Source organism: Agarilytica rhodophyticola, from assembly GCF_002157225.2.
GTDB classification, from domain to species: Bacteria; Pseudomonadota; Gammaproteobacteria; order Pseudomonadales; family Cellvibrionaceae; genus Agarilytica; species Agarilytica rhodophyticola.
Genome location: NZ_CP020038.1, coordinates 1647711 through 1674535, shown reverse-complemented (window position 1 = coordinate 1674535; position 26825 = coordinate 1647711). Strand labels below are relative to the sequence as shown.

The window sequence follows — 26825 nt, the reverse complement described above, 5'->3', positions numbered from 1 at the left end:
GGAATAATATGAGAAAGCTGCAGATAAAGTATTTCCAGATTACGCCTAGAAAATTGCATCTCTCGCTCGTTTTTCCAGGCACTATTAACACTACCGATAAAACGTTAGGTAGTTGAAAGTAGGAAATTTGGTAGCAAGTGACGACATTGAAATTCCCTCTTATCCAGCTAATATTTATTAGATAAATACTATGGAAATCATGTGCAATGTCTCTATTTAATTTTGGTAATAAAAAACCGGTGGATGATAACCAATCTACCGATGAAAGCCAGGCACTTTTAGCGGCGATCAACAAATCCATGGCAATGATTGAATTCACTGTTGATGGCAGAATTATCACAGCAAATAACAACTTTTTAGATACTGTTGGCTACCAACTCTCGGAAATACAGGGACAACATCATCGGATGTTTTGTCATGATGATATGGCCAACAGCATGGAGTATAGAGACTTTTGGGAAAATCTAAAAAGAGGCAAATATCAGTCGGGTGAATTCAGAAGACGTAACAAAGCAGGCGATGAACTATGGTTAGAGGCTTCTTATAACCCGGTTAAAAATGATCAAGGCGAGATTGTAAAAGTTATTAAGCTTGCCTCAGATATAACTACACGACGAAAAGACGCAAAAGATGCACAAAGCCTTATCAGCGCCCTTAACCTCTCATTGGCTGTTATCGAGTTTAACTTAGATAGTACAATAATTAATGCCAATGATAACTTTTGTAAAACCACGGGATACAGCATAGATCAGATTAAGGGCAAAAGTCATAAAATGTTTTGTAAACCTGATTACGCCAATAGTTCAAACTACAGTAATTTTTGGGCGAGGCTAAATAGAGGGGAATCCTTTGGCGGTCGTTTTGAACGTGTATCCGCTTCCGGTAGTACACTCTGGTTAGAAGCAACCTACAATCCTATCCGTAACGAAAAAGGTGAAATATATAAAGTAGTAAAATTTGCTTCCGACATTACTAAAAACGTAGCTAAACAAATAGCAAATACCGAGAGTGCTATTAAGGCTCATCAACTAGCTCAGGGTACAAATGCATCAACTGAGGAAGGCGCTGAGGTAATCCATCGCGCTACTTCTGAAATGTCGGCAATATCGCAAGCGGTCACGGAGTCATCAACTGTCATTGATGATCTTGCTAGTCACTCAGAGCAAATTACTAATATTGTAAATACTATACGTGGTATCGCCGAACAAACGAATTTACTTGCACTAAATGCGGCAATCGAGGCAGCACGCGCGGGAGATCAAGGGCGCGGCTTTGCAGTAGTTGCCGACGAAGTGCGTCAGTTGGCTGGTCGAACCGCCGAGTCAACACAAGAAATTTCCACCATGATCGATAAAATTCAGGCGATTACGCAGTCGGCTATATCGAGCATGCAATATTGTAAAGAACAAGCAGACAGTGGTACGGAACTAGCTTCACAGGCAGGAAATGTTATTACCGAAATAAAGACAAGTATCTCAGAAGTGGTTAACGCTGTCAGTGTATTTACAGAAAACATTGAGGAAGGATAAATCAAATAAAAATCTTAAATTTTTAAAATATACGATTTACACATTACCTCTGTAGTGTTGTTGATTACTAGTTTTTTGACTTACCTCATATACACTACTTATCTTATTATTTTTTTTGAAGCGACTCGCCGCGACCTCTTACTGATGAGCTACATTTATAGTAAATCATTAGTAATGTTGCGCATGAGAACGAATTTACCTGTAACCCAAAAAAATGTCGACCTAAGACATGATACACGAATTGTCTCAACTACAAATGAGGCAGGCCAGATCACTCATGTCAATCAAGACTTTATAGACATTAGCGGCTTTAGCGAAGACGAACTGTTACTAAAACCTCACAATGTCATTCGTCACCCGGATATGCCCGGGGAAGCTTTTGAAATGATGTGGGATAGTTTAAAAGCTGACAAATCGTGGATAGGTATTGTAAAAAATCGCTGCAAGAACGGCGATCACTACTGGGTAGATGCCTTGGCCACTCCTCTTAAACTAAATGGTAAGACTGAAGGCTATCAAAGTGTTCGAATGAAGCCTTCAGAAGCACAGATAGATCAGGCCGAGAAAGTATACAAAAAAATTAATGAAGGAAAAAATAGCCAACCTATTAATCCTAGCCTGCTAATACAACTTTTGATGCTCATTATCGCTACAGTAATAAGTGCAATCATTCCGATGACTCTGATAGATGAGCAACTTCTTCAAAGCCTGGCGAGTCTTGTGGTAGCTTCTATTGTAGGATGTGCTGGCGCGTTTTGGATAGCGGCTCCTTGGCAACGTGCAGCGGCGGCAAGTAAAGCAATTATTGATGATCCTGTAGCAATGGCCACTTACACTAATCGTTCAGATGAATTGGGGCAGCTACAACTGACCCAACATATGCTTAATGCCAAATTGCAAACCGTGATCTGGCGGCTCAGTGATTCTGCCATTAGCTTAGAAGAGGTATCAAACAAAGCCGTCAATGTCGCCCAAGACACTGCAAATAGCATGAGTCGTCAGAAAAACGAGGTAGAACAAGTTGCAACCGCAATTACGCAAATGGCAAGTAGCGTCGGTGAAGTGGCACAAAATGCATCGGCTGCCGCAGGGGCTACTGAAAATGCAAAACACCAAGTGGCTGATGGTAAAAATGTGGTAGAACAAGCAATTACGACTACGAGTAAATTAGCCAGTAGTGTACAGGAAGCTTCCGGAGTAATTTTAGGACTCGCCGATGTAACAGATGCTATTGGTGGCGTTGTAGAAATGATTAGAAGTATTGCAGAACAAACTAACCTATTAGCCTTAAATGCAGCCATTGAAGCCGCCCGGGCAGGAGAACAAGGCCGAGGTTTTGCCGTTGTCGCCGATGAAGTTCGAAGCCTCGCTAGTAAGACGCAAACGTCTACTGATGAAATTCAGACAATGATTCAGAAGTTACAAACAGCAACAGATAAAGCCGTTAAAGCAATGGAGCAAGGTAAAGAAGTGGCTGAAAATAACGTCGCAAATTCAATCTTGATGGGTGAATCTTTTGATAGTATTGATCAAGCTGTGGATCAACTGTCATCTATGGTGGTTCAAATTGCTAAAAGTAGCGAAGAACAAGGAGCTTTTGCAGAAGAAATTAATCGTAACGTTATTAATATTCACAGCCTAAGTGAAGAAACACAGCAATCGACTCAGGAATCTCATCAGAGTATTAATGAACTACAACAACAGATCCAGCGACTACGGGGAATTGTTAATCAATTTTCTGGTTAATAGATTTAAGTTATAAACTATCCTTCTAGCATCTCATAAATAGACCTTCGTGAACTACTGGAGCGCTCATTTATTACTGGTATACCCGAGATTTTATTCAGCTCATTTGTGGCTGGAACGGCTACCTGATTCTGAAGTCCGAAAGCTTGATCTATCTCAGCCAGGGCTTTAGCAATTGTCGGGTTCACTATCGTTTTATCGGTGTGGACTCTTCGCCTATGCACAGTAACATCATATCTTTGGGTAAATGATTTTTTACAAGTAGGACACATAAAAGGCCGAGCATTTGTTGTATGTTTTATTCGAAAATGCCGTTTAGCAGTATATGGCCTAGCGAATGTTTCATAACAGCTAGAGTAAAGGCATTTATATCTTCCGTTTGGTGTACGTGATGCTCGCATAAAAAATCTTCACTATAAAAGTTAACAAAAGTAGTAGCATAATGTTTATGTGGTATTTTTATACATAAAGTTTTCTAAATAAAAAATTTTATGAGTATAGTCAGCAAACATTTATCGCTCTAACTTCTAAGGTAAATATACAGGGTCACCGTTAGACCATAAATAATCAATTTATGGGATGAAGTGTATATATCTTCAGTTAGGCCGAGTGGCAAGTACAATACTAAGGGTGACAACTTGGTTAAGATGAGAATAATTTTGTAACTAGCCACAGCTATAACAATTAAGATTATGATAAAAATACCACACCGTTTTTTTACATTAGTACAAACAAAAACCCTGTTAGCCATATTGTTTTTGTTTGCTTCTCAAGCATCCTCTGCAAAACCAGCCTTTCCTCAACAAAAAATTGTGGCTAGCGATGGTGCTACTGAAGATTTTTTCAGTTTTAGCGTTGCCATTCACAAAGACACTGCGTTAATTGGGGCTTTTAAAGCCGATAGTAAAAACAAAGAACGTGATACGGGCGCAGCCTATGTTTATACTCGCAAGGCCAATACTTGGCAGCAGCAATCAAAACTAATAGCTAATGACGGTAAACCGGGGGATACCTTGGGGGGTAATCTTGCTATATATGGAAAAGTAGCGGTTGTTGGTGCGATAGGCCATGATCAAAATGGCGAAAATGCAGGCGCAGCTTATGTTTTTGAGAATAGAGGCTCAAAGTGGCAACAGCAAGCTAAACTGATGGCCAGTGATAGTAAACAAGGTGCAGCATTCGGCCAAAGTATTGCAGTGAATGAGGATACTATCGTTATTGGCGCTCCTCACGATAACACAAAGGGCAAAAGTTCAGGCGCAGTATATATATTTTCCCGCACATCTGAAGGTTGGCAACAACAGGCAAAACTTATAGCCAAAGATACTGCAGCGGGTGACGTATTCGGCATCAGTGTTGCTATCTCAGGCACTACAGTACTTGTAGGTGCCGATTTAAATGATGAAAAAGCCAATAATGCTGGCGCTGCTTATGTATTTATTCGAACTAAATCTGGTTGGCGACAGCAGGCCAAACTGATGGCCAATGATGGTGGCGATACTGATATTTTTGGAGTTCGAGTAGCGCTTTCTGGCGATACAGCTTTAATTTCAGCTCGCAGGGACGATCATGGCGCAAAAGGTGTAGATAGCGGTTCGGCCTATATCTTTACTCGATCAGCAAAGACTTGGCGGCAACAAGCAAAGCTTATTGCACCAGACGCTAAGGCGGACGATAGGTTTGGTCGTGATGTGGCGCTGGTAGGCGACACTGCAGTAATTGGGGCAATGCATCGTGATGAAAAAGGTGAGAATGCGGGGGCAGCCTACCTTTATACTCGCTCACACAATTTATGGAAATTCACAGACAAACTCATCGCAGATGATGGCGCAGCAGGGGATTTATTTGGATGGAGCGTAGGCTTGAGTGAAAACTCAGCCGTTATCGGCACTCCTCGCAATGATGATGCCGGCAGCGAATCTGGCTCAGCTTATATATTTGACCTTAGCGCTGAGGATAACTAAGGCTTAAACGAGTAGAGCCCCAGATAGAAAGTAAATTATTCTGGGGCCGACTCTTAACAGGCGAAACAAATATACTAAGGTTTTTGTACAAGCAGAACTATCCCGGTAATTTCAGCGATTACAGCATTTTCTCCTTTTTGCAAAGGCTCGCTACTACCAACAAGTTTTGCATCCCAAACAGCGCCAGACCAAGTCACCTTGCCGGATTTGGCTTGTGAGATCTCTTCTAGTACATTTACATGCTGACCAATAGCATCATTACCCGGCATAGCACCGGGCTTTTGTTGCCATCGCCTAAGAGGTTTATAAAGAGCGATAGATGTTAAAGCTGAAGCGATTACAAAAGTAACGCTAGCATACAACCAACCTACACCAGGTATAAACCAAACGACAACAGCAGCAATAAGAGCCCCAATACCGACGAACAAAAACCAAAATAGGCTCATGTTAAAAATCAATAACTCAGCGGTGATAAGGGCAACACCTGCAATAATAAAAAACAAAAAAGGTGAGGACTCGGCCATGCTATGCTCCTTGGGTGCCTACTTTTGTTTTCAATGTATCAAATGCAGTAAATGCCTTGGCAACGGTACCTGAGATGTCTGTACTATCTGCTGGAATTAAAGCTACGGTGCCCTCTTTGGCTAACTTCTCGAAGGCTGCAATATATTGCTCAGACAATTGTTGAGCGACAGCGGTTTCGCCCCCGTCCCTAATCGCATTGGCAATAATTTTAATAGACTTAGCTCTTGAAATGGCTTCAATTTCGACAGATCTAGCATCGCCTTCAGCACGGAGAATTTTCGCTTGTTTGTCTCCTTCAGCCTCATTGATTTGGGCTGTTTTGTAGCCTTCAGAGGTAGTCACTGCGACTCGACGCTCCCGTTCAGCTGACATCTGCTTCTCCATTTCATCAAGAATCGACTTAGGTGGAGAGATATCTTTCACTTCATAACGCAGCACTTTAGTCCCCCATGCATTTGAAGCTTCATCTATGGCACGGGTAATTTCACCGTTTATGTTATCCCGTGACTCAAAGGTTTGATCCAAGGTAAGTTTACCAATTTCTGCACGCATACTGGTTTGGGCGAGTTGGGTGATCGCAAAACTCAAGTTTTCAACACCGTAGGATGCGGACTTGGGATCCATGACTTTTAGATATAGAACACCATCAATGCCTAGAGATACATTATCTTTTGTGATCGCCTGCTGGGAAGGGACATCAATCGCGAACTCTTTTAGCGAATGTTTATAGGCGACTCGATCAACGAAAGGTACCAACACATGAAAACCCGCTTCGAGAGTCGTCGCATACTTCCCCAAACGCTCTACGATGTAAGCTTCATTCTGTGGAACAATACGTACAAGTTTGCTGAGTAAAACAATACCTATGGTGGCGGCAGCAATAGTAAAAACAAAACCAAAATCCATATATGTCTCCTTATCAATACATATAGCTAATAATTACCACTTTTGTCTAATATAATAGACTTTTGCATTATCTTTGCATATTGATAAAAAGTCAACATTTGTCTAATATTGCAGACAAAAATAATACTTGGATATCACATGGTCGAACGTTACAAAGATCCAGAAATGCAAGAAGTCATCAAACGCTATATACGAGCCGCGATGGCAGAAGAAAATGTCAGCTATAGCAAACTTTCTGAGCGATTGCGTCAAGTTGGCGTTATACAGAATGAGAGCACATTAAGGACAAAGGTGTCCACTGGCTTAATGACAACCTCACTGTACATTCATATTTTAAATGCACTGGACATTGATAACTTATCGATAGCTGATCTTATGCAGCGTTATTCTCGGCTAAGAAGTGAATAAGACTTAGGGTAATTTAAATGCATCTACGAATAGGCCAGGAGTGATATCGAGGGGATTTAGCAAATGGTCTATAACGATCTTTGCTCCCCCCAACATAAAGAAACAAGTTCTTTTATCAAACTATAACATTGCCCGTTGCTTAAAAAGAAATCGGACTATTATTCTTAGGTGATTCTTGCGGAGCATCCTCTACATTACGATTTTTTATCGCGTTGCCTGCCGCACCACCGACGGCACCGGCCGCTGCAGCCCCTAGTACGACAGGTGCTGATATTGGCGCAGTTGCTATACCTAAAGCACCGGCTCCAGCCACTAGCGCACCTTTCTTAAGAACACCCATCGCAGCGCCCTTGGCAACATCACCTCCCAATGATGTACGTTCACCGTTTTTGCCATTTCCGTCGATAAAACTCCTAGGGCTCATAGCTATATCTGTAATCATGAATAATTTCCTCGTGAATTTAGCATTATGTTCGCACACAGGCTTAAGAAAAGCGCCTGGTACGTAGGAGATTGGTGGAAGAGACCGCGGCTATGTTCGATTTAAATTCTATATTTATATGATTTTTATATCTCTTATTAAATGGGAGACATGGAATTCAGTCGACACATATAACGTCATCAACTTTTTCTATCACCCCTGCTTTCATATGAACTTTAAAAAAACAAAACCATGAACCCCACACTGGCGACGTAAAATTATTAGTATGCAGGCTAACTTGTATAGTTTTCCCACTATCATATCGATCAGTTATGACTTGGTGCTTATCTATCAAAGTCTTTACCTCAACTTCTCTCATACCAACGCTTATCAACATTCGCAACTCTAGCAGTGGTACCGCAGCAACCCGGCTACCGATATCATGCATAACCATTGATAAGGCGATAGTTACCAACAAAAAAATGGAGGTATATTTCATCAATAGTTTTAAAGGTATCTTTAAGGAAGTGACTTTAATTTTCATACCCTATTTCGTTACATAACTTATTTTAAAAAAGTGAACTAAATATAGTCACAACATAAAGATTAACGCGCCAAACCAGTGATTAAAAGCCATAATTTTCATTTTCAACATAGAGTTTTCTGATAGAAATTAACAAGAGAAATAAAGTAAACTTAATTCAAACAGTCAATTTATCCTTAGCCATACCTTTTACAATCTGTCAGCACCAACCTGCTCACGCGTAAAGTTAAACAGTAAATTTAAGCAAAAAGAAGATATTAAATACTAGATAAAGGAGTCATAGTATGAAAAGAATTATTTTTGTCATTATTTACAGTATATTCTCACTACTAGTATCCACGCCTATCCATGCGTTGAATTTATCCAGTGGCGACACAATTAGCGGCTATCTTTTTTCAGAACATAGTCACTCTCATAGTTTTATAGGTAATGCAGGAGAAACTGTGACATTAATTGTGGATGAAGCAGTATCTAGTGCAGGACAAATCTCGTTGCATCACCCCAATGAGGCCTATTGGACTTATGCGAATAACTATATCATTGCAACCCTGCCAGATACCGGCACTTATACTGTTATTGTAAACTATTCGAGTATACATCAGTCAGGCCCCTATTCCTTAAGTTATTCAGCTGCACTTCCGTGATAGGCACTCCGCCGTTAAGCGATTTTTTCAACGGCGGAAATTAATCCTGACACTAAAGGAGTTAGTAAGTTTTTGCCACGTACTCTTTACCATGATTCGTGTCGTGGGCGAAGATCTACTTCAAAAGTCCAAGCGCTATCACTCTGTTGTGTCAGGCTATAATATGTTTCGGCAATAGCATCTGGCTTCATATATAGATTATCAGGAAGATCAGGAAACATTTCCCTTGTCCTTGGAATATCGACAATACCATCAATAATTATCAGGGAAACATGGATACCTTGATTGCCAAGTGAGCGAGCTAAAGACTGTGCAAGATTGCGCTGCGCAGCCTTGGCAGAGCTAAAAGCAGCAAATTTGGCACCGCCACGCAGAGACGCAGTTGCACCTGTAATAAGGATATTACCTCCTCCGTTCTCTATCATTGAAGGAGCTATTAACTTACAAACACACAGCAAGCCTAGCGCATTAATCTTCCAAGCACCTTCAAAGTCTTGTAGTGAGGTTTCCAGCGGCGCTGAGAATAAACCAGAACCGGCGTTATAAATTAATACTTGGGGCACACCTAGATTATCAATAATACTCGAAAAGGTAGCTTCTATTGAATCCGGATTAGACAAATCACACGCATAAGGGAAAATATCCTCTGAATCTTCAGCATATTCTTCCATACGTTTAAGACTTCTCGCAACTATTGCAACCTTATAGCCTTCCTTAACAAATTTTTTGCAAAATGCTAAGCCATTCCCTGGACCTACACCAGCAACAATACATAACGGTTTATTCATGGTAATTGACCTCACAATGAAAAATATTAATGGTTGGGAAAGCAATGAAGAGGTATTAGGAACACACCTATCAAAAAAATATTACATATGTATCAACAAAAACTGTAGACGTTAATAAATCACTTAGATATTGCTAATTTGATGGCCTCTTGCGCATGAATTTGCGTCGTGTCATAGAGGGGTATAAAGGTATGCTGCTGTTGTACAAGCAGAGCTATTTCAGTACAGCCTAAGATAATAGCTTGAGCTCCTCGCTCGTGCAGTTGAGTAATAATATCGAGATACTTCTCTCTTGATTTTTCAAGGATCTTACCTAAACAAAGCTCAGAGTATATCACCTCGTGGATCACCTTTCTTTCTCCACTTTCGGGGATCAAAACTTCAATACCATAGTGATCAGATAAACGATCCTTATAAAAACCCTGCTCCATAGTAAACTGTGTACCCAACAACCCAACACATGTAATATTATCGTTTTGGAGGTGAGATGCCGTAGCATCGGCAATATGTAAAATTGGGATACTAATCGCTCTTTCTATTTCAGGAGCGATTTTGTGCATAGTATTGGTACATATTAGCAAAAAGTCGGCACCTCCAGCTTCAACCGACTCGGCAGCTTTAGATAAAATTGTTGCAGCTTCTTCCCACTTTGCTTGATGTTGTAGTTTTTCAATTTCTTCAAAATCTACACTGTACATACAAATTTTTGCTGAGTGAAGTCCGCCCAGTGAACGCTTAACACCTTCGTTCAAAGCCTTATAGTAGCTAACCGTTGACTCCCAACTCATTCCACCTAGCATTCCTATGGTTTTCATAGCGGTCTTTTTATGCTCGCTTGCGTGGGTACAATTTATAAGTGCATATATTTATTATATTCTATCTAATTTCTAAATAGAGATAAATACTCTTAGCATTGGCTAATAAAATATTGTTTATTCTTTTACTTCAGAGCTCATCAAAAATTCCTGACTACTTTCTCTGTTAGGGTTTTGCTGAACAGAGGTAGCGGCACTTCTTGCAGAGTTTATATCACTTTGCTGAGATGTAGTTTGAACAACACCTCCATTGTATTTTTTCGAGGTATTCCACAACATATCCCTCACAGAAAAAAACTGTATAGCTATTAAGATTGCTGCGATAGATAGAGAAAAAGAGAGAAATAGCTTCATATTAAAAGACTGCACTTTTGTACTCCCTACAATAAGTTATTTTAAATATATGACTAATATGCATCCCTATTCAATAATGAAATATGGGAACCTATGATTCACTCAAAGGTTTTAGTTACGTAAAAATGTGCCGCCATACTTAATAACCTTAGGCCATTAACTATATAAATGAAATAAAAAATACATTTATATTTCACGCACAAAAATTAGTTTGTAACTTAATTACTCTTAGTTTCCTGTAAATGTTAAGTGGCACTTATTACAAGCAGCTCAAATAAACAGTGAGAGGCGCAATCTTGGGATAAATAACATTACTCATGTAATCCATTAGACTATTCACTCCCTAAATGTTTCTTAATTATAAAAATTTAACACGCTATCTATACATAAAAATCTACCGAAAGCCTAAATAAGGGCAATACATAAAGTTATGCCGTATATTTTTATGCCACCTGAGGACTTACTGTCGAAAATATTAACACAGCTTGATATTAAAAAAACAGTCCTAGATGACAATTAGTTATTACTCACTATCTTTTGGTGAACTTTTTATCAGAAAAGCGATATTAGTATTTTCATTCGCCATCAGATAATGACTTTTATCAAGCTAAGTATAAAATATTCACTGAAGCCTGTTGCTACCAAAATCTTTCAATATCAGTCTAGAAACAATAGCTAAACGGTATGAAATAAATAAAAATAAATCGGACAAAAATAAGGATAACGAATACAACTGATTAGGGCCAACAGCTAGGCACTACTATTCTAAATAATGAAAAAACATCTATTACAATTTTAGTGAGCGTCAAAGTCAGTACTCGCTATAGGAACATCACTAGTAGCACTCTATTGACCAACAAGAAAGGTATTAGTTACTAATAGATATTAGCCTCATACACCATACCCTATTACCGGGGTAACCTATGGCTATAATGGCTCTACTATTACCCCAAATCGATATTGGACAAAGTGATATCGCCACTCACTCATCATGCAAGAGCAGATGAAGCTTAAGATTATTTCATAACGACTTAAATGATGAAGCACTTACTAAGACTTTACAGCGAGCAATACACCACTGCATGCCATAATGCAGCTAGCTACACGATTTGTACTTTTCTGCGCTCGAGGGCTAGAGATAAGTCGTCGAGTATTACTCGCCACAAAAGCATAGCCGAGCTTGACACTCCCAATAGCAATTGTTGCAATAAAGAGTATGAGTGATACATCTAGTACAGAGATAGTCGATAGATCCAAGAATGTAGGGAAAAAACCAATATAAAATAAAATCGCTTTTGGGTTTCCAAGTGTGGTAAATAGCCCCGTTAAGAAGTTGGACATAAACGAAAAGTCTTTAACTCCTTGAATATCACCAGAATGCACTTCGGCTCGCCAAAGGGAAATCGCTAGCCAAAGAAGATAAGCAGCACCCAAATATTTTAAAATAACAAAGAAACTTCCCATAGTATTTGCAAGGGCAACTAAACCCGATACTGTCAAAACAATAAAAACATAGTCACCAGCGACAATTCCTAAGGTAGTAATTGCACCATGGCGAAACCCCGACGACATTGAACGAGCAACAACAGCAAATACACCAGGCCCTGGAATAAGGGCCAATACAAACATAGCGCCAAATAGAGCAAAAGCGGTTGTTAGTGTCATAATATGATCTCTTAATAGTAGTTATAGGCTGCTGTAAGCAACAATCTATCGCGTAAATCTGTTTTATAAAGGTGCGAAAAATAGCTTAATCAATGAAAATAACTGTTATTCACAAAGTCCCATGAATGAGGCCAACTAACTCCCTTATAGACTTCTAATCCAGGCTATATCTTCCGTACTCGCATGGGAACAAGTGCCAGAGCCGTGAATAGTGATAGCTTCCGAACTTCTCTGTGCCGCCAAAAGTGCCGAATAGAGTTTACCACCTATGTTAGTGCTTGAATCAAAAGAATAGTCAAAACCTGCTCCATTATTAGAACAGGTAGTTTGATTATCATTTACAGTATCGACAAAAATAATATTGCCATGCTGTGGGCCAAACTCAATCTTAACTATTTCAGAGGTAACATCAGCATGTACGTAACCGTACATAAAAAATACAACAATAGTCAGAATGAATTTTAGATGGCACTTAAGCATAATATTTACTCCATTAATTACAAAACCAGATAGCAACTAGAACCATTTTTAGGAATGAGCTTCCACTAGCATCCTGGTCAAAAAAGACACTATAACACACTTTTTTGATACGATAACAAGTAGCTATTAAAGTAATGATATACAGCTTAAAAGCTGCTTTTTGTATACGAAGGCGGGGCTTTCGAGCAAAAAGCTTATACCGAGATAATTTTGAGAGCTAATGCCTTGGCTACCGCATGGGTTATATTTCTCACGTTCAGCTTTTTTCTGATATTCTTTAAGTGAGTTAATACGGTGTTTTCAGAGATACCTAATTTGTCGCCTATATAAGAAGGATTTTTGCCGCATGCAATCCATTGTAAAACTTCTATTTCTCTCGGCGTAAGTACAATTGCAAATTGCGAGTTAGCCTCCATAGCTGGCATTAATAGTCGGCAGTTTTTCTCAAAAATCATACTGCAAAGAAGCGTGACTTCCGAAGTAAAATTATAGATTTCTTTATTATTCATCGGCTCGCCATACATACGTATAAACCTAAGAAGACCATTACTTTTAGTTGGCGAATGAAAAGGGATATTCAGCGCTTGAATCATACCGAAATCAAGGGAGTCATTAACAACTCCTCGCTCATTGATACTAAGATCGCTCTCCAGCTTATCTCTATAACTGTGAGCGTTCCACACGAAGGGAATGGTGTTACAACGCGCAAGTCTAATCATCGGGTCACACGAAAAGTAACCTTTAGCACGATAGTGCATCATGTAGTCCAAATTTCCCTGAGCAATAGAATGTAAGTGTAAATTATTGTTAAGGGAAGTCATTGCTGTAAACATCGAGTAATAGTGAAAACCATGCTGATAAGCAATAGTAGCAATAGCCTTATCTACTGTATCCAAAGAATTGGCGCGAGTGACTTCTTCCATAAAAGAAAAAGAATCTGAAGAGTCATAAGAAAAATGACTTTTCACCTCAGCGCCAATACTAGTCGAAACTTTGAGCTTATCTAACAGTGAATCGGCTTGTCCTTTTACAATATTATGACGCATAAAAACTCCTTTAGTATTATCGACAAATTATTTAGCAACACATTAAGACTTGAGAATGCTCTCAATTTTTAAGTCACTGTATAAAGGCATAGAATTTTATAGATAAGGGGATAACAAATTCAAGTTACGCCAATAAAAACTTTGTAATTACTTTTTAAAATAGAACTTTTATCCAAATTATAAAAAACACACAAAAGTTAACATAGCCGCCAGCTTAATTGCAGAATAAACCGCTTTATAATTAAGCTATAGTGGCGCTATCGATATGTGTGAATATTTACCCATCGTCATTATTTAGAAAAATATTGAGTTAGAATTTTTAAATTCGAATTAAACTTTCAGTCATAACGCAAAACTCAAAAATATATGATTTTGATCATACCAAATTGTTAGCATTGGAATATTTGAGGCTAGAATATTTGAAGCCGAGAGCTTGTTAGCGATTAGTACTTTTGAGCAGAAACAGGACAAATTAAATGTACATCAACAGACGCTAAAACTTTTCAAGTAGCGTTACAGGATAGAAAATATTCTCTACAAGGGAGTTTAGACAAGCATATAACTGATCAACAAAGATGCACAAAAAACACTCGACCGATCAAAGATAATGTCACTGCTAATGGTTGTCCGCTTGTCAATCTTGAAGAGCATAAAGCTAGGTACACAGCAAACCAAGAGAGATCAAAAAACGAACAATCCTGAGCAATTGTTTGGTCATTATTCAATATTATGGTAGTTTGTATAAATAATCGTGAATTTCCATTCAAAAATGCTCGTAAAATGTTGGGTGCCAACCAAAATACTTGCAACCAGTCACCTTATTTGGGGTCAAACTGATCGCATTTAGTTCGCCAACCCAGTCCAAAATGGTAGGCTCTCGATCAAATGCAACTCCAGTGCTTTCACAACTATAGATGAGCGTTAGCGCGTAGAAGAATTTATCGGCTCTAAAATCGTAGATAACAATTAATGGTTAGTAAAACAAACACCAACTCACAGAAGGCCAAGCTTGTAGAGGGTTCAATACCACGCCACGTGATAGAAATGTCGTTAATGGGCTCAGTGGGACTTATTGGAATTTTCTTAGTGGATCTTCTCGATATGTACTTCTTGAGTTTACTGGCCGATGTAGAGCTTACAGCCGCTGTAGGATATGCAAGTTCAGTGACTTTCTTTACTACCTCGGTATGTATCGGCTTATCTATTGCCACAGGCATTATACAGGCAAGAATGATAGGAGCTGATGAACACTTAAAGGCTAAGGAGAAATTTCTAGGCTCGATATTACTAAGCTTTATTGTATCCCTCGTAGTTCTGCTTATACTACTACCGAGTATGCAATATACGCTTGAGGTTCTGGGGGCATCAGGTAGGACCTTGCTCTATGCCAAGCAATACATAGAGATAGTCATGCCTACTTTGCCGTTTTTAGCACTGGCAATGTGTTTCGCAGGAGTATTACGCAGCCTTGGTGCAGCCAAAAGTTCTATGTGGGTTACTCTATGTGGCAGTATTGTTAACGGTATACTCGATCCCATTTTTATTTTCTCTTTGGAGTTAGGTATCGAGGGAGCAGCCCTAGCATCAGCTGCTGCTAGAATAGCAATGTTTATAATGGGAAGCGTCCTTCTCATCAAGCATTATCATTACTATACCAGCACTACGTCGACAGAGTTATACAACAGCGCCTTGGCAACGTTTAAGCTTTCAGTTCCAGCGGTTTTAACTAATTTTGCGACTCCGGTAGGTAACGCCTATGTAGTTTCTGTCATGTCCAACTATGATGATGGTGCGGTTTCAGGCTTCGCGATTATTGGTCGAATAATACCGATAGCATTTGCTATTGTATTTTCTTTATCTGGTGCAGTTGGGCCGATAATTGGCCAAAATCTTGGTGCAAAAAATTATCATCGCATCCAACAAACGATTAGTTTCTCCTATTTATTTGTTAGCGTTTATGTATCAGTAACTTGGCTATTATTACTAATCATAGCGAACTGGTTAGTGGATATCTTTGGCGCTACTGGTGAAGCAGCAAATTTACTTTTACTGTTTTGTAATATTGCCTCCCTATCTTTTATCTTTACCGGTATAACCTTTGTAAGTAATGCAGTATTTAATAACTTAGGTAAACCTCATTATTCCACTGTTATGAACTGGCTAAAAGCAACACTAGGAACAGTTCCTTTTGTTTATATCGGCAGTATATATTCTGGGAGTCAGGGTGTGCTTATTGGACAAGCGATTGGCAGTATTGTCTTTGGTATCGCTTCATTTTTGTTTTTACATTACTTTTTTAATTCATTCAAACAGACAAATATTGAGTAAAGTTTAATTTTACTACTGCGATATTACCCGTCAAATACCATAAGCAATTGCAAGATTAGCTGTCTAGTTATCTTGAGCGACGTGAAACTCTAATATGTGTTTATGACTCTATTGCACCAAAATCAACATTTTAATGAATATTAATCACTATGATTAATTTTAAAACCATCTATGCTTAATATTCCACCAGATTAAATATGAGCATCATATATATGTCTGCCCAGGATGACTATCGAAATAAAAGAGCGTTACTTTTAAAAGATAATGATCTTAATTTCCATGCCATTCATGGTGCAATTAGTAGCGCGGATCTTCCACTAAAGTTTGACCACGCTCCGGCTATGATCAGGGCAAAAGAGCTCATAGAGCAACAACAATATGATGTTATTCTGACAGATATAGATTTACCTGATTCTGCCGGCGTCGAAACCATCACCACACTGTTATCATTGGCTAGCAATACCCCAGTAGTTGTTATATCTAACACAGATAGCGATATGCTCGCTATAGAAGCAGTTCATCTAGGGGCCGACGATTATATACCTAAGCACTATATCTCTGATAGCAGCCTAGTAGGACGCATACTGCGCCACGTAGTCGAGCGTCACCAGTTTAAACTAGATATGGCAAAAGTGCGTGATAGAGAGCGCTTTCTAGCACACTATGACCAGTGCACCGGCCTGCCCAACCGCTTACTTTTTTTAGATCGCCTGCATCAAGCCGTTATGCAAGCCCAACGCAATTCATATCAGTTCGCCATATTTTTTATCGACTTAGATCGCTTTAAATATACAAATGATACAGTAGGTCACACCGCCGGGGATGAAGTGTTACGATGTATTGGCAAACGTATGAAAAAACTAATACGTGATTCAGATACCGTAGCGCGTTTTAGTGGTGACGAATTCGTGTTAATACTTCACTTTAGTCATGACAGAGATGCGATGACTCATCTTGCAGAAAAAATAATTGAAGAAATAAATAAGCCTATCCCCTTTGGCCATAATCTGTGTCATGTGGGTGCGAGTATTGGTATTGCATGCTATCCAAACCATGGCAACTGCCCCGAACATTTAATTAAAAATGCAGATATGGCGATGTATGAAGCCAAGAGTCGAGGGCGAAACCAAATACATTTTTTTACTCAAGAATTATATGAAAAACGTAGTCACTATTTTATTTTGGAAAAAGCACTACGAGAAGCACTACATGAACCAGAAAAAAACTTTGAATTACATTTTCAACCTAGAGTAGATTTAACATCAGGCAAGGTTCACTCGGTCGAATCATTGCTACGTTGGCATCATCCTAAGATCGGGGATATTCCACCTAGCCAATTTATTCCATTCGCAGAAGATGTTGGACTCATCGAGCAAATTGATGCTTGGGTATTAGAAACCGCTTGTAAGAGAGCTTATCAATGGCGTGAAGTAGAAACTAATATCAGTATTGGAATCAATATATCAGGGGTTTCATTTAATCAACCTTACTTCGTTAATGACATAGTTAAACCTTTATTAGAAAAATATCATGTTAAGAAGCATCGTATTGAAATGGAAATAACTGAAAGTGTATTACTAGACGATACACAGCAGATTATCGAACATCTCAATGCATTAAAAGCCCTGGGGGTTGGTTTAGCTATCGATGATTTTGGCACTGGGTTTTCATCTCTAAGTTATCTTAATAACTTTCCTATCGATACATTAAAAATTGATGGTAGCTTTATCTGTGACAAAAACAGCACAAAAAGTGAAAAAGCTTTATTGAAAGCTATTATTGCTTTAGGCAATGCTTTGGATATGAAAGTTGTAGCTGAGTGTGTAGAAACGGCAGCCCAAAAAGAGTATTTACATAGTCTAAATTGTAATGAAGGACAGGGCTACTATTGGTGTAAACCGAGAGCTGACTGGACGCCTGAAAAGAAAGATAACATAATTAAAATGCAACAAAGAAAACATAAGAAAATATCTCACTAAGCTAAATAGAGTCTGTTTTCACAGGCTTTTAAGGCTATAAAGCCCAACCTGAAAGGCATGAGTTTAATTTACAGGTAGAAACTTCTCGCAGCGCTCAAAGGCTCATTGCACTTAAACCTTGAGTAACTATTGCGAATTTCGACGCCAAAAATCTTGTGCATGTAAACTCTAATTGAGATAGATAGGTCTATCACTATGTTTAATTGTTAAAAACACCATGTTTTACTTAATGCATTCAGGCTCTAAGGTTGTCAACCTTAAGGTAAAGATTTCAGTTTCTGATCTGAGAAAAAATCGGTATCATACCGCCGCTTATACAAATGATTAATTTTGAGAATGTTTGCATTGTCGAATACATGTTACAAATAGTGTGAGCGGACTCATCAAAAGCATGCAATAGAATAAGTGATGGACAATATAAAGCCAGTCAGTGATAGCGAATTAGAATACATTAATTCTGAACTTACACAGGTAAATATTAATGTATCTATGTCTATGGCCTATATTCGTAAGACGCAAGGATGGAGCTACACTGATTTAGAACGGCATTTCACTAAGATATCTGGTGGAATGTGGAAGCGTTATTTGCAACCCAGTTATAACAAGATGCGACCGATACATGTTGTTGCTGCATATAGTTGGCTGACTATGGTTCCTATGCCCTCTTTTTATAGGGGTTTAAAGATAAAAGAATCCTATAGAGGTATGGATAATTATTCGGTCAAAGCATTAATTCACTGCGGTATCCTACCAAAAAAACAATTCTCCCTTCTCCTAACCTATATTTACGATATTTTAAACTCATCGCAAAAAGCAAGTGTCGATGCATTGATAAGTGAAGTTCGTCAAAAATATGGCTCCCTTGATGATTATGATGACAACCAATTTTTGTTTCCTGAAGTCTTAGACATGGATATGTTTGCTTATGATTATTATCGCTCTATTGCTTTAGCATTCAGAAATTTCAGAGAGCAATACAATTTGAAAGCAAGCACAGTTGCTAAAATCTTAAATTTGTCTAAGCACCGTTACGCCCAGTGTGAAGATCCAGATAACCCTGTTGTTCTTCCCGTGGAAATTGCAGCTCGACTAAAGTTAGGCTTTCATCTAACTGATGCGATGTCGTTCACTTCTTACATGGAAAAATACCCTCAGTTTCACACAGTGAGACTTGTGCAACATATAAGAGAAACTAAGCTTGTCGAACTAATGAGTCACATTACACGAGATGATAAAGACAGGGTTGTCGCAATAATTATCAATATGGCACAGATATATGTAAAGAGTTTACAAAAGTAGTTTTACCAAAAATTTAGTGCAAAAAACCACTCTATATATACTCACCCATATAGTTTGAATTAATTAGCAAATAGCCTCAAGATTCACACCTGCATTTATATGCCCCTTATTCAAAGGGTAATAGTTAACATGATCGTTAGTTAACTTGAGCATTAACTCAGCAGTCCGTTCAGGGTGCTCTAGGTGAACAAGATGATCAGCATTTTTAACTACAGAGAATTCGCAGTTAGGTAGCGAGTCCACTAATTTTTTTGCATTTGCAACTGTAACATATGGGTCTTTTTCACCAATGAAAAGAAGGCAAGGTATTTTTAAACCTGAAATATCGGAAGGCTTGTATGAAAGTATACGAACAGTATTTTCACAAAAGCACAAAACTTGCTTTTCGCTATATCGATGCACCTTTTGCCTAGCGCTTCTGGCAATAACTTTTCCCCGTGGTATTAGTTCATCCGCACAAGTTAAGCGACTAATAAATTCATCGGCAAACTTTTTTTTATCACGTATTGCATCGCTCAGTATTGCCATAGTGGCGAGGCGGGATTCTGTAGGTATGCCGGCCATACCGCCACACATTGTTAAAGTTATCGCCCCTGCCCAATTAACGCACAATTCTAGTGCGATTGGTGTTGCATACGAAAAGGCTAAAACATGGGCACTATCAATGTTCATTTCTTCGATAAAATCTCTAAGCAAATTTGCCTGCTCCTGTATATTAAATACAGCAGGTAGAGGATTTGTTAGCCCAGTACCGGGAACTTCTACAACAAATAGATTTAGCGATTCTGAAAATTTTTCAGAAAAAAATTTTACTGATTCAATTTCCTGCAAATTACCCATAAGAAAAATTCCAAATGGAGCATGTAACGAATTATTTCTGTAAAAAGCATAACGGTATTCATGACCACCCAAGAAGACATTATTAATTTCCACTGAAAACCTCTTTTTATATTTGGTTGAATGTTGAGATTTAAATATATCAGAGTGGGAATGACATTATTGTTGGGTAAATTTGAATTCAAAAAAACATATAAAACAGACATATCAAATTTGATATTTTTTTATGTCAAGAACAAAAGCAATTGAATATATTAACACTAAAAACTGGCGAATAATTTACAACTAAACATGGTAAATGTTCATAATAAAAACTAATTTCAATATAATTCTATGGTAAAGATAATGCTGCAAAAAAAGATTGTAAAATGTAACCCAGAAAATGAACCATTTGATAACAACATTGAAGGGAAAGATTATTCAACGACGGTTATGCACTATGTTGTTGACGATTTACTAGAAGAAATTGCCGATGGTATCGAAATGATAAATAATGGCCAATATTTTCAGTGTAAGAAGCTTCTTGAGCAGATAAGAAAGGATATGCAAATATCTATTTCAGACAACAATAAATTGTCTACAGAGAATTCGCTTCAATAGAATTTAAACGCTTAAAAATATTTCGGAGCACCTATCAATATAGCTTTCGTAGTAAATAACGGTGCTTTTCATCAAGACAAAATATCAACACCGTTTTAAAACTACTCGAACGAAAAATTGCTGCTGTATTATTTTAAAAATTAATGGCAACTACTCCCACTCGTAGCATATCTAGTTTTTTTATTACGAAAGTAGACCTGCATCAAATAATCTAATCGAACTCTGATTTTATATAGCCAAGGTAGACCTGTGATAAAAGTTTTTGGTAAAGATCAAATGACTTACTATGAAAAACTCCGTCTGAGAAGATTTTGTAGCGAACTAGGAGAGATCTCAAAAAAACATGGTGTTGTGATAACATTAAGTGAATACGAAGCCACTATCGAAGTCGTACCTATGGATAATAGGATGCTTAAAAATATCCAATATTATATTGAGTATTCTTGTAGGGGACTTATACCTAAAAACTGGCGCTGGTCATTTATCAATTCAGATTCATAAGCTTTATATAGCCTCCCCTATTTGATCCAAATAAACTAATATAGAAAAGCCATAATACCCCTAATGCTATTGCGAAATAGCCTATATAACATAGGCTGTTTACATACACAGTTGTACGACACATAAACCTCAATCTCTGGCGATAAGTTAGAGAGCTCGGTGGCCAATAAAATACTATTTTTAGCTAATAAAACCTGTTTTTTGATAACCTAATTCTAGTGAAAGATATCTAGCACAAGAGTACAATATTTGCTCAAGCATTTTGAGAGCAGAGAATTTCATACAGTATCTGAAATCTGTCTGAGCAGATTTAAGTAAAGAATACGATAAATGAGGATGTGCATATGTACACAGAATTCGATTTTAAAGAAGAAATTTCACATTACCTCCCTGATGAGTTTAACAATAATCAACATAAGGATGCCTGCTGGATAATTTATAATAATGCGTACCACACAGATAATAGACGCTTGATTGCCGGCTTAATGAAAGATTTGGACATTGCTCTGGATAGGTTAGGAAGAACCAACTTACACCAAAAAGGCAGCGTGCTGCGCTCCTCTTCGTGGTCAATCATTCTCAATGATTCTTGGGTACTAGGCGGTATACACGGCCATATTAATTTTGAATTAATTTCAAAGCCTTCTAGTAGTTCCATAATTAACAGCAGTTATAAATCTGGTGAACCTATCGATAGAATATTTAGAGTGACCGGGCGCGAACTTATTGGTTTAACAAGTTTTGGCTATGCTCAAGTCTACGGCCCTGTGGAAAAAATTAGCCACGATATCAATCCCAACCGACTTGAACACTGCAACTCACTTATTCAATGTATCAATAAGTCACTTGCAAGCTCTGCAACCTTTACAGCCTACCATCAAGCTATTTACGCTAAGGCAGGTAAAGTCCAAGATAAGGGCTGGAAAGTGATTGATGGTTTGCTATAAACAATGAGTTTAGCCACGCTTATTCCGTTTAACATCGCTAATTTCTATGGCTCAGCATATTGAGCACACGTGTCATCACAAAACTACAGAGAAGTGATGACACACATTAGCTCTTACCTTTAACAAACCTAGGCATTAGTGACACGAGTAATTTCCTGATCAACACGATCAAGGTGTCTGGTCTTCATCCAAACTTTCGCACCTTTTCCACCAGCTTTTGCTTGTATTTTCTCATTTTGTGGCACTCGTAACCAACTATGCTGCACAAGCAAATCATCACCCTCTTTTACTTCGCCTTCTAATACAAGTATTTCTGCCCCATTTTTTACATCAAGATTTAATTCGGCATTAGCATCAAAATCCATCACAACGACATCCTCATATTCATCGTTGTAAAGAGGAGCAAAAGAAATACCTTCAAATGCTTTGTGAGGTATGGTTTGCATATAGTTCATATTAAGGCGTACATGAGTTCTATCTTCTGGCTGAAATTGCCAAAGCTTTACAAAAATAACGCAACCATCATCTGAGCCAGGCTTATGTTTAGACTCTGGAGGATTTCGAATATAGGAGCCCGCAGGGAAGTCTCCATGCTCATCCTGAAACACCCCAGAAAGTACGATAAACTCCTCGCCGCCAGTATGAACATGGGGTGAAAAGTGGCTGTTAGGTTCATATTTTACAATAGTTGTCGCCCGGGCAACCTCCCCCCCCACACGGTCAAGAGCGCGTCTTGATACGCCAGGCATCGGCGATTCTACCCATTCCATTTCCTGGCTATGGACGACAACGCGCTGGTCAAATTCCGCATTAATTTTCATAATAAGATTCCTGTTAGTAAGCATTAACGTTTCAAAATAGAATATAGATATACACTTATACTAGGTGTGTACCATGAGTAAGTGCAGCACCCGCTCGAAGTGCAACAGCCACAAAAGTGGTTTCTGCCAACTCCTCTTCAGTTGCGCCCGCTTTTAATGCTGCTTTACGGTGAACCTCAAGACAATAACCACACTGAGTTGTCAGCGCTACGGCAAGCGCCATCAGTTCTTTGTATTTCTTAGGTATAGCACCTTCTTTCAGGGCTGCTTCATCCAATGCCAAAAATCCAGCCATTGCCTCAGGGGCATTCTCTTTCAAATTAGCAATCTTCTGTAAGTTCTTCATATCAAACATAATTAGTGCTCCTGTTTCAAACCAATTTAAACAAATCAAAATATATATCTATCTACTGATAGATATATATTCACATCAAACTCTTCTGTTGTCAAGAAAAACCTACCTAGTGATAGACAATTTACGCATGCCTGCTCGGAATTTGCTTAGATGCTGATATATGCCCCATTTTAGGCAGTAGAGGCAAAAAAGAGGGATAGCAACAATACAGGGGTGTATTTAGTGGCTATTAGTGCCAAGCTCTGACCGCAGCATACCCCCCATAACCATAGACCGGATTCTATAGTTTGCGATAATACAGCGCAGAGCTTGCTTAGGACGTTAGAGAACATGAGACCGCTAATATGTTCTCATTTATCACATGCATTCAAATGCACTAGAAAGTATGTTTTGTATTAACCCTTTTCGCAAAAATTTAATTTACGTTTGAACATCCGTGTTCTCAGTAAATACCCTGCAAGCTCATTAGCCCGATATAGGTGCCTACTAAACTCAATCGTTCAGATGAACATCATAATTTGCCAATTTTTCGACCTGCTCGGGACGTAACATACGCTTAAACTTTTCGAGAAACTCCATTTCCCCCATAACAATATCTTTATCCAACTCAGCGAGTTCAAACTGCAATTCAAGCTGCCTAAATAGGCTAACCGAGCTCTGTTCCAGAGCTAAGAATAATTTATCTTGTTTTTTGCCTTTTTCTAATACAAATTTTTGCCACTCATCCAATAGTTTTTGCTGGCTTGAATTTAAATCTAGATCGCTTAAGAATGGCTCTACTATAGTTTGCCTTTCATAAGACACAAGATCCTCGGATGAATCATCAATAATAAAAGTTTGGTTATCATCAAAACAGCTACTTGCATGATATGTCATGCAATATTCCATTTCTTGTTGACACTGATTGTTATTGGCCAAGACGCTTGTGCTACAAACTGTTACAAAACTAATTAGTCCTAGATACATTTTTTTCACTTTACTTTCTCCAGAAATTTTATTAAAACACTATTGCCTTAGCTTCTATAAAAAAGAAGAGCAAATTCAAGACCTTGCATAATCTTATTTACCGCACTCAAGGCTCTTTACCCATTAACATCAGGCTAAGAATAAAAAACTAACGGGTAGTAAACCCATAGTACGCAATGTCGAATTACCAAATACTTACCTAAACATTAATTATTTTTAATATTTTGTAGATGGCCAAAAATGTTATTCTTCTGCGAGCTATGATGAAGGTTTAACATATGAAAGTACTAGTAGTTGAAGACGACGGCGAGGTATCATCTTTCATCCGCTCAGGACTTGAACAGGCAGCCTATACCGTCGATGTATGCACCTGTGGCAAAAGTGGCCTGTTACAAGCTTCAAGTGAAAACTATGACGTGATTATTCTTGATCGTATGTTGCCTGGAGTGGACGGAATTGCTGTTACTACAACATTACGCACCACAGGGGTCAATACACCTATTCTAATACTCAGTGCTCTAGGCGAAGTCAGTCACCGTGTTGAAGGCCTTAAAGCCGGTGCCGATGATTACCTAACCAAACCTTTTGCCTTTTCTGAACTGCAGGTGCGCCTTGAAGTACTATCGCGTAGAAAACGAGACCCTGTAAAACAATGTACAGAGCTTTACTGTCATGACCTGCGCCTTAATTTACTGACACACGACGCAATACGTGCTGGAAAAATTATCAAACTTCAACCACGTGAGTATCGATTACTGGAATATTTATTGAGGCATCAGAAACAAGTTGTTACACGTACTATGCTATTGGAAAACGTGTGGGATTATCATTTTCATCCTCAAACAAATATTATTGATGTTCATATATCTCGTTTGCGCAATAAAATCGATAAGCCATTTGAGAACCACCTAATACATACTATTAGAGGTTATGGGTATGTTCTTGGCCCAGACAAAAAAGTTAGTTAGCAGTTCAAATTTCCGTTTTACCTTTTACGTGATGGGAAGTGCATGGTTAATATTTACTGTTGTATTAGTTATGTTATATCAAATTTCCCTGGTAACACTGTGGGAAACCAGTGTGATGGAGAACCAGGAGTTAGAAGCAATAGAAAATGTATTATACAGTAAAGATGCACCCGACTCCTTTGCAGCAAAAGAAAAAGCCTTACAAGAAATCAAACAACAAAGAAATTTACAATTCACGATAATTAATTACGACGATCATGCTCTGAGGGATATCGAGGGTGCTATTTACGTAGAAAACGAAGTAGTTGAAAATTATGAGCCATCGTTCTTTCACTCGTTCTTATCTCGCTTTATTTTGCCAGAAAGCTACAACTTTGAATTCCCTATAGACGACACCAAATTAATATCCATCACTATGAGTGACGAGAGCTTTCTCAGAGCAAAGGGAGTTCTTAAAAGCGCACTTATTTCATTTATTATTGCAACATTTTTATTATTCTTACTGGCTATGTTTTATTACACGAAACGCACGGTTAACCGTATCAATGATATTAATCAAACGTGTAATAATATTATTCAGGGGAACCTTGGCAAAAGAGTTCCTCTTACTCGCCATAATGATGACTACGATAGTTTAGCTGAGAATATCAATATTATGCTAGACAAAATACAAAGCTTATTACAAGGAGTTCAGCAAATCTCAGATAATATTGCCCATGACCTTAGAACACCATTAACACATTTGAGAAATAAACTTGAGCATTTGGAATACGAAGACGAGGAGAAGCAAAAACTTATTGCCAGTGCCGACAATATATTATCTCTATTTAACAGTATCTTAAGTATTACTAAGCTGGAATTTCATACCATGGAAGTGACGAAGCAAGAGGTAGATATGGATACCTTGATATACGACCTAGTAGAGCTATACGAACCTATCGCAGAAGAGAAAAACATTAGATTACTAAGCTCCCTTAACCCACTTGTAGTAAAAGCTAATAAAGACCTAATCTTTCAAGCACTGTCAAATCTTATCGAGAATGCAATAAAGTATTCTCGCAAAGATGGAGATATTAGTATAAAAGTTGAAAAGCTTGTTGATAATACTCATCTTATTACGATACAAGATTCAGGCGAAGGAATACCAATAGAAGAACAAAAAGCCGTGTTTAGAAGGATGTATCGTGCAGAGAAACACCGTGGCAGTGTAGGCCACGGCTTAGGTTTAACTATGACAAAAGCTATTCTTGACCATCACCAGTGGAAGATACAACTACAAAATATAGCAAACGGGTTACAAATAAAAATTCATATCCCTCCTACTCTCATGAAGACCTAACATTTATATCAGTTTGTATGGAATAAAAACTCAGGTTTAAACGTATATCT

General features: G+C 38.3%; 27 protein-coding genes. 13 read left to right on the top strand and 14 right to left on the bottom strand.

What is annotated here, in order from left to right:
- The first annotated feature begins 206 nt into the window (after positions 1–206).
- From BVC89_RS30515 to BVC89_RS07035, 3 genes are all read left to right on the top strand, one after another.
- Entirely contained in the window at positions 207–1529 is a 1323-nt protein-coding gene (locus tag BVC89_RS30515) for a methyl-accepting chemotaxis protein (RefSeq protein WP_086930510.1), read from the top strand.
- A 183-nt stretch (positions 1530–1712) separates the two neighbouring features.
- Positions 1713–3275 (top strand): methyl-accepting chemotaxis protein, encoded by a 1563-nt coding sequence (locus tag BVC89_RS07040; RefSeq protein ID WP_158657819.1) that lies wholly within the window; start codon positions 1713–1715, stop codon positions 3273–3275.
- 692 nt (positions 3276–3967) lie between these two features.
- Positions 3968–5239 (top strand): FG-GAP repeat protein, encoded by a 1272-nt coding sequence (locus tag BVC89_RS07035; RefSeq protein ID WP_086930508.1) that lies wholly within the window; start codon positions 3968–3970, stop codon positions 5237–5239.
- Positions 5240–5313: 74 nt separating this feature from the next.
- Here the strand turns inward: BVC89_RS07035 and BVC89_RS07030 are convergent, their stop codons facing one another.
- Both BVC89_RS07030 and BVC89_RS07025 read right to left on the bottom strand, forming a co-directional pair.
- Complete coding sequence (locus BVC89_RS07030; RefSeq protein ID WP_086930507.1) at positions 5314–5763, bottom strand: NfeD family protein; 450 nt, start codon at positions 5761–5763, stop codon at positions 5314–5316.
- Between the two features lies 1 nt (position 5764).
- Positions 5765–6670, bottom strand: coding sequence for an SPFH domain-containing protein (locus tag BVC89_RS07025; RefSeq protein ID WP_086930506.1), 906 nt, complete (start codon positions 6668–6670; stop codon positions 5765–5767).
- Positions 6671–6808: 138 nt separating this feature from the next.
- Here BVC89_RS07025 and BVC89_RS07020 point away from each other — a divergent pair, with 138 nt between their 5' ends.
- Positions 6809–7078 (top strand): DUF6471 domain-containing protein, encoded by a 270-nt coding sequence (locus BVC89_RS07020; protein ID WP_086930505.1) that lies wholly within the window; start codon positions 6809–6811, stop codon positions 7076–7078.
- A 139-nt stretch (positions 7079–7217) separates the two neighbouring features.
- On the opposite strand, the gene BVC89_RS07015 is transcribed toward BVC89_RS07020, so the two are convergent.
- Together BVC89_RS07015 and BVC89_RS07010 are read right to left on the bottom strand one after the other, a co-directional pair.
- Positions 7218–7520 carry a hypothetical protein gene (locus BVC89_RS07015; protein WP_086930504.1) on the bottom strand — a complete coding sequence of 101 codons (303 nt, stop codon included), beginning with the start codon at positions 7518–7520 and terminating at the stop codon, positions 7218–7220.
- A 157-nt stretch (positions 7521–7677) separates the two neighbouring features.
- Positions 7678–8043 (bottom strand): hypothetical protein, encoded by a 366-nt coding sequence (locus BVC89_RS07010; protein WP_086930503.1) that lies wholly within the window; start codon positions 8041–8043, stop codon positions 7678–7680.
- Between the two features lie 284 nt (positions 8044–8327).
- Between BVC89_RS07010 and BVC89_RS07005 the strand changes: the two genes are divergently transcribed.
- The gene (locus BVC89_RS07005; protein ID WP_086930502.1) at positions 8328–8687 is read left to right on the top strand and encodes a hypothetical protein; all 360 of its coding nucleotides are present in this window, start codon (positions 8328–8330) and stop codon (positions 8685–8687) included.
- 86 nt (positions 8688–8773) lie between these two features.
- On the opposite strand, the gene BVC89_RS07000 is transcribed toward BVC89_RS07005, so the two are convergent.
- The 6 genes from BVC89_RS07000 to BVC89_RS06975 form a co-directional block, all read right to left on the bottom strand.
- Positions 8774–9475, bottom strand: a complete 702-nt coding sequence (locus BVC89_RS07000) for an SDR family NAD(P)-dependent oxidoreductase (protein WP_086930501.1) — start codon at positions 9473–9475, stop codon at positions 8774–8776.
- Positions 9476–9594: 119 nt separating this feature from the next.
- Entirely contained in the window at positions 9595–10290 is a 696-nt protein-coding gene (locus BVC89_RS06995) for an aspartate/glutamate racemase family protein (RefSeq protein ID WP_086930500.1), read from the bottom strand.
- 117 nt (positions 10291–10407) lie between these two features.
- Positions 10408–10659 (bottom strand): hypothetical protein, encoded by a 252-nt coding sequence (locus BVC89_RS06990; protein WP_086930499.1) that lies wholly within the window; start codon positions 10657–10659, stop codon positions 10408–10410.
- A 1035-nt stretch (positions 10660–11694) separates the two neighbouring features.
- Positions 11695–12309, bottom strand: coding sequence for a LysE family translocator (locus BVC89_RS06985; RefSeq protein ID WP_086930498.1), 615 nt, complete (start codon positions 12307–12309; stop codon positions 11695–11697).
- Positions 12310–12453: 144 nt separating this feature from the next.
- Entirely contained in the window at positions 12454–12789 is a 336-nt protein-coding gene (locus BVC89_RS06980; RefSeq protein WP_086930497.1) for a hypothetical protein, read from the bottom strand.
- A gap of 194 nt (positions 12790–12983) precedes the next feature.
- On the bottom strand, positions 12984–13835 hold the full coding sequence (locus tag BVC89_RS06975) for a LuxR C-terminal-related transcriptional regulator (protein ID WP_086930496.1): 852 nt from the start codon (positions 13833–13835) through the stop codon (positions 12984–12986).
- A gap of 969 nt (positions 13836–14804) precedes the next feature.
- On the opposite strand from BVC89_RS06975, the gene BVC89_RS06970 reads away from it, so the two are divergent.
- The 3 genes from BVC89_RS06970 (at position 14805) to BVC89_RS06960 (ending at position 19441) form a co-directional block, all read left to right on the top strand.
- Positions 14805–16163: an MATE family efflux transporter gene (locus tag BVC89_RS06970; protein ID WP_086930495.1), complete on the top strand. Its 1359-nt coding sequence runs from the start codon at positions 14805–14807 to the stop codon at positions 16161–16163.
- Positions 16164–16375: 212 nt separating this feature from the next.
- Positions 16376–18142, top strand: a complete 1767-nt coding sequence (locus BVC89_RS06965) for a two-component system response regulator (protein ID WP_158657817.1) — start codon at positions 16376–16378, stop codon at positions 18140–18142.
- A gap of 408 nt (positions 18143–18550) precedes the next feature.
- Positions 18551–19441 (top strand): hypothetical protein, encoded by an 891-nt coding sequence (locus tag BVC89_RS06960; RefSeq protein WP_086930493.1) that lies wholly within the window; start codon positions 18551–18553, stop codon positions 19439–19441.
- Positions 19442–19504: 63 nt separating this feature from the next.
- On the opposite strand, the gene BVC89_RS06955 is transcribed toward BVC89_RS06960, so the two are convergent.
- Positions 19505–20374, bottom strand: coding sequence for an alpha/beta fold hydrolase (locus tag BVC89_RS06955; protein ID WP_086930492.1), 870 nt, complete (start codon positions 20372–20374; stop codon positions 19505–19507).
- A gap of 249 nt (positions 20375–20623) precedes the next feature.
- Here BVC89_RS06955 and BVC89_RS06950 point away from each other — a divergent pair, with 249 nt between their 5' ends.
- The 3 genes from BVC89_RS06950 (at position 20624) to BVC89_RS06940 (ending at position 22326) form a co-directional block, all read left to right on the top strand.
- Complete coding sequence (locus BVC89_RS06950) at positions 20624–20878, top strand: hypothetical protein (protein ID WP_086930491.1); 255 nt, start codon at positions 20624–20626, stop codon at positions 20876–20878.
- 249 nt (positions 20879–21127) lie between these two features.
- Complete coding sequence (locus BVC89_RS06945) at positions 21128–21379, top strand: hypothetical protein (RefSeq protein WP_086930490.1); 252 nt, start codon at positions 21128–21130, stop codon at positions 21377–21379.
- A 344-nt stretch (positions 21380–21723) separates the two neighbouring features.
- On the top strand, positions 21724–22326 hold the full coding sequence (locus tag BVC89_RS06940; RefSeq protein WP_086930489.1) for a hypothetical protein: 603 nt from the start codon (positions 21724–21726) through the stop codon (positions 22324–22326).
- A 128-nt stretch (positions 22327–22454) separates the two neighbouring features.
- On the opposite strand, the gene BVC89_RS06935 is transcribed toward BVC89_RS06940, so the two are convergent.
- The 3 genes from BVC89_RS06935 to BVC89_RS06925 all read right to left on the bottom strand — a co-directional run bounded on the left by BVC89_RS06935 (position 22455) and on the right by BVC89_RS06925 (position 24378).
- On the bottom strand, positions 22455–23147 hold the full coding sequence (locus tag BVC89_RS06935) for a cupin domain-containing protein (protein WP_086930488.1): 693 nt from the start codon (positions 23145–23147) through the stop codon (positions 22455–22457).
- A gap of 55 nt (positions 23148–23202) precedes the next feature.
- Positions 23203–23502, bottom strand: a complete 300-nt coding sequence (locus BVC89_RS06930; RefSeq protein WP_086930487.1) for a carboxymuconolactone decarboxylase family protein — start codon at positions 23500–23502, stop codon at positions 23203–23205.
- 492 nt (positions 23503–23994) lie between these two features.
- Positions 23995–24378, bottom strand: a complete 384-nt coding sequence (locus BVC89_RS06925) for a hypothetical protein (RefSeq protein WP_086930486.1) — start codon at positions 24376–24378, stop codon at positions 23995–23997.
- 368 nt (positions 24379–24746) lie between these two features.
- On the opposite strand from BVC89_RS06925, the gene BVC89_RS06920 reads away from it, so the two are divergent.
- Both BVC89_RS06920 and BVC89_RS06915 read left to right on the top strand, forming a co-directional pair.
- Positions 24747–25436, top strand: coding sequence for a response regulator transcription factor (locus BVC89_RS06920; protein ID WP_086930485.1), 690 nt, complete (start codon positions 24747–24749; stop codon positions 25434–25436).
- Positions 25405–26775, top strand: coding sequence for a sensor histidine kinase (locus BVC89_RS06915; protein ID WP_158657816.1), 1371 nt, complete (start codon positions 25405–25407; stop codon positions 26773–26775). The genes BVC89_RS06920 and BVC89_RS06915 overlap by 32 nt, the downstream gene beginning before the upstream one ends.
- The last annotated feature ends 50 nt before the right edge of the window (positions 26776–26825 follow it).